The organism is Streptomyces inusitatus, from assembly GCF_014651115.1.
GTDB lineage: Bacteria > Actinomycetota > Actinomycetes > Streptomycetales > Streptomycetaceae > Streptomyces > Streptomyces amakusaensis.
In genome coordinates this window covers 1-4,744 of record NZ_BMWG01000061.1, presented here as the reverse complement: position 1 = coordinate 4,744, position 4,744 = coordinate 1, and the positions used below count along the sequence as shown (strand labels likewise).

The following is a 4,744-nucleotide window of genomic DNA, read 5'->3' as shown; positions in this document are numbered from 1 at the left end:
CTCCACGATCACATGCGCGTTCGTACCACTGAAACCGAACGACGACACACCCGCACGACGGGGTGCGTCGCTCTGCGGCCAGGGGATCGTCTCGCCGATCAGGGAGACGGCTCCGGCGTCCCAGTCGACGTGCGGGGTCGGCTCGTCGAGGTGGAGGGTCTTCGGCACGACGCCGTGGCGCATCGCCTCGACCATCTTGATGATGCCCGCGACACCGGCGGCGGCCTGGGTGTGGCCGATGTTCGACTTGATGGAGCCCAGCAGCAGCGGACGGTCGGCCGGCCGGTCCTGGCCGTACGTCGCCAGAACCGCCTGCGCCTCGATCGGGTCGCCGAGAGTGGTCCCCGTGCCGTGCGCCTCCACGACGTCGACATCGGCGGCGGAGAGCCGGGCGTTGGTGAGCGCCTGGTGGATGACGCGCTGTTGGGAGGGGCCGTTGGGGGCGGTGAGTCCGTTGGACGCGCCGTCCTGGTTGATCGCCGAGCCGCGCACGATCGCGAGAACGGGGTGGCCGTTCTTGCGGGCGTCGGAGAGCCGCTCGACGAGGAGCATGCCGACGCCCTCGCCCCAGCCCGTACCGTCGGCCGCCGCCGCGAAGGGCTTGCAGCGGCCGTCGGAGGCGAGGCCGCGCTGACGGCTGAACTCGGTGAAGGTCGCGGGGGTGGCCATCACGGTGACACCGCCCGCGAGCGCGAGGGAGCACTCGCCCGCGCGCAGCGCCTGCACGGCGAGGTGCAGGGTAACCAGCGAGGACGAGCAGGCCGTGTCGACGGTGACGGCGGGGCCTTCGAGACCGAAGGTGTAGGCCACCCGGCCGGAGGCGATGCTGCCGGAGCTGCCGGTGCCGAGGAAGCCCTCGACGCCCTCGGGCACGGAGTCGAGCCGAGCGGTGTAGTCGTGGTACATCACACCGGCGAAGACGGCCGTACGGCTGCCGCGCACGGAGGAGGGGTCGATGCCCGCCCGCTCGAACGCCTCCCAGGAGGTTTCAAGAAGAAGACGCTGCTGAGGATCCATCGCCAGGGCCTCGCGCGGCGAGATCCCGAAGGGCGCGGGGTCGAAGCGGGCGGCGTCGTAGAGGAAACCGCCCTCGCTGACATAGCTGGAACCAGGGCTGTCGGGGTCGGCGTCGTACAGCGACTCCACGTCCCAGCCACGGTCCACGGGGAATCCGGAGACGGCGTCGTCGCCGTTCTCGACCAGCCGCCACAGATCCTCGGGGGTGCGTACGCCACCGGGGTAGCGGCAGCTCATCGCGACGATGGCGATGGGCTCCTGGTTCTTCTCCTCGACCTCGCGCAACCGCCTGCGGGCCTGGCGCAGATCGGCGGTCGCCCGCTTGAGGTAGTCGCGAAGCTTGTCCTCGTTCACCATTGCGTGGGCTCCATGCCAGAGAGGCGGTTGTACTGGTCGGTCGGCTGAGCGGCCTCGGCTCTCGCGGTGTGCGGGATCCCGTGGCCCGTGTACGGGGGGGCTGGTCCGGCCGGCTTCTCGCGGCGGGCCGAACCAGCCCGGTGGTGCTCGTGCTGTGGCGGGGCGCCCTCGGCTCCGGCGTGCCCCGGGGCGTACCCCGGGACTCCTCAGAAGCTCGTCAGGCCCTCTCGGTCCCCTCTCAGGAGCCGAGTTCGTCGTCGAGGAGATCGAAGAGTTCGTCGTCCGTCACCGACGCGAGGTCGCCGTCGTCGGCGTCCCCGTCGGCGGCGGAACCGGCCGGCTCCTGCGCCTCGTGCCATTTGGCCATGAGCGCCTGGAGGCGCATCGTGATCCGCGAGCGCGTGACACTGTCCGCGTCCGCCCCGCTCAGGGCGGCCTCCAGCCGGTCGAGTTCACTGAAGACGGACGGTCCGTCGTCCCCGAGCGGCAGCCCGGAACGCAAGTGTCCGCTCAGCTCCTCAGGCGTCGGATAGTCGAAGATCAGCGTGGCGGGCAGCCGCAGCCCGGTGGCCGCGCCGAGGCGGTTGCGCAGCTCGACCGCCGTCAGCGAGTCGAAGCCCAGCTCCTTGAAGGCGCTGCCCGGCTGGATGGCGGCGGTCGAGCCGTGCCCCAGCACCTGGGCGACCTGGGAGCAGACCAGCTCCAGCAGGACCCGGTCCCGCTCGGCGGCCGGCAGCCGTACGAGCCGCTGCGTGAGCGACTCGGGCGCTTCGGCCGACGCGCCGCCCGCTCTGCGCCGTACCGGGGTACGGAGCAGTCCGCGCAGCAGCGGCGGCACCGCGTCGCCCACCTGGGCGCGCAGCACGGCGAGGTCGAGCCGCGCGGGCACCAGCACGCTCGCGGCCGGCGACGCGCCGCCGTCGGACGGGCCGCCGTCGGACGCGGTGTCCGGGAACGCCGCGTCGAAGAGCGCGAGGCCCTCGGCGGCGGAGAGCGGGTTCATGCTGCCCCGGCTCAGCCGCTCACGGTCGTGGTCGGCGAGTGTCCCGGCCATGCCCGCCTCGTCGTCCCACAGGCCCCAGGCCAGCGAGACTGCGGTGAGTCCGCGCGCCCTGCGGTGCTGGGCGAGCGCGTCGAGGAAGGTGTTGCCCGCCGCGTAGTTGGCCTGTCCCGCGTTGCCGAAGACTCCGGCGGCCGAGGAGAACAGGACGAACGCCGCGAGATCGAGATCCCGGGTCAGCTCGTGCAGATGGAGCGCCGCGTCGACCTTGGGCCGCAGCACCCGGTCCATCCGCTCGGCGGTCAGCGACTCGACCGTGCCGTCGTCCAGCACTCCCGCCGCGTGCACGACGGCCGTCAGCGGACGGCTCTCCGGCACGGACCCCAGCAGCCCGGCCAGCGCGGCCCGGTCGGCGGCGTCGCACGCTGCCCAGACGACCCGCGCGCCCGCCCCGGTCAGCTCCTCGGTGAGACGCGCCGCGCCTTCCGCGGCCGCCCCTCTGCGGCTGGTGAGGAGCAGATGCCGTACGCCGTGCTCTTCCACCAGATGCCGGGCGAGCAGCCCGCCCAGGGTGCCGCCCGCCCCGGTGATGAGGACGGTGCCCGCCGGGTCGAGACCACGCCCGGCCGGGAGTCCGTCGGCCGTGCCGAAGGCGGCCCGTGCCAGACGCGCGGTGCGTACGGCTCCGTCCCGTACCGCGATCTGGGTCTCGTCGCTGTCGAGCGCCGCGGGCAGGGCGCGGCAGGACGCGTCCTCGCTGTCGAGGTCGACCAGCACCAGCCTGCCGGGGTGCTCGGCCTGCGCGGAGCGCACCAGGCCCCACACCGCCGCGTGCGTCAGATCCTCGATGTCCTCGCCCGCGTCCGTCGCGACGGCCCCGCGGGTGACGAACACCAGCCGGGAGGCGGCGAAACGCTCATCGGCCAGCCAGGACTGGATCAGCACCAGTGCATCCGCCGCCGCCGCGCGCACGGCGGCGGGCAGGCCGCCGGAAGGCGCGAGCCGGGGCGCGAGCGGGACGAGGACGGTCTCCGGCATCGGATCGCCGAGCGCCTCGGCCCGTTCGGCCGCTTCGCCGAGCGCCGCCAGGTCCGGGTAGTGACCGCCGGTCTCGTCGGTGTCCGCGCCGAACGCGGCGTCCGCCGCCAGCACCCCCGTCCGCTCCAGCGCGGCTCCCAGCCTCAGCGGATCGCCGCCGAGCAGCGCCCAGGAGCCGTCGGCGGGCGGCCGTGTCCCGGACAGCGTCCGCACGGGCCAGTCGACCTGGAAGAGCGCCTCTCGGGTGATGCCCGCGCCACCGGCGGCGGAACCGACGGAACCGACGGAACCGACGGAGAACGGGCGCAGCACGAGCGAGTCGACCGTCAGGACCGGCTCCCCCGTCTCGTCCGTGATGCTCAGCCCGACGGCGTCGGTACCGGCCGGGGCCATGCGTACCCGCAGCGCCGACGCTCCGACGGCGTGCAGCCGCACACCGTCCCACGAGAACGGCAGCCGCGCGCCGCCGTCGCCACCGTCGCTACCGGGGAAGAAGTCACCGAGGCCGACCGCGTGCAGAGCGGCGTCCAGCAGCGCCGGGTGGAGCCCGTACAGGACGCCTTCCTGTACGCGGTCCTCAGCGAGTGCGACCTCGGCGAACACCTCGTCGCCGCGCCGCCACGCGTGCCGCAGATTGCGGAACGCCGGTCCGTATCCGAGTCCTATCGCGTCGAACGACGGATAGAGCTGCTCGACCTCGCAGGGTACGGCCCCGGCGGGCGGCCACTCGGCCGACGCCTCGGCCTCGGTCTCGTTCGCGGTCTCGGCGGCGATGGCGAGCACCCCGCCCGCGTGCCGGGTCCAGGGCTCTTCGAACGCGGCGTCCTCGGGGCGCGAGTAGACGTCGAACTCCCGCCGTCCCGCCTCACCGGCCTCCGCCACGACGATCCGCAGCTGTACTCCGCCGGTCTCGGGCAGGAGGAGAGGCGCTTCCAGCGTGAGGTCCTCCAGCAGGTCACAGCCCGCGTGGTCCCCCGCGCGCACAGCCAGCTCCACGAGAGCGGCGCCCGGCAGCAGAACCGTGCCCCCCACCGTGTGGTCGGCCAGCCAGGGGTGCGTACGGAGCGAGAGCCGGCCGGTGAAGAGGAACCCGTCCGAGTCCGGCAGCTCGACCGCCGCCCCCAGCAGCGGATGCCCGGCCGCCCCGATCCCGGCGGACGACACATCTCCGCCCGGGACATGGGCGGGGGCCTCCAGCCAGTAGCGCTTGCGCTGGAAGGCGTACGTGGGAAGGTCGACGCGCTGTGCGCCGGTGCCCGCGAAGTACGCCTGCCAGTCGACGGCGATGCCCCGGGTGTGGGCCTTGGCGAGCGCGGCGGTGACCGTCTCGGC

The 4,744-nt window shown here is 73.7% G+C and carries 2 protein-coding genes; both read right to left on the bottom strand.

Annotated elements, in window-relative coordinates:
- Positions 1–1,374: type I polyketide synthase (locus IE247_RS33795; protein ID WP_190127197.1), on the bottom strand; the 1,374-nt coding region annotated here is incomplete at its 3' end.
- A 238-nt stretch (positions 1,375–1,612) separates the two neighbouring features.
- Positions 1,613–4,744 (bottom strand): type I polyketide synthase (locus IE247_RS33790; RefSeq protein WP_190127196.1); only part of this gene is annotated, 3,132 nt, incomplete at its 5' end.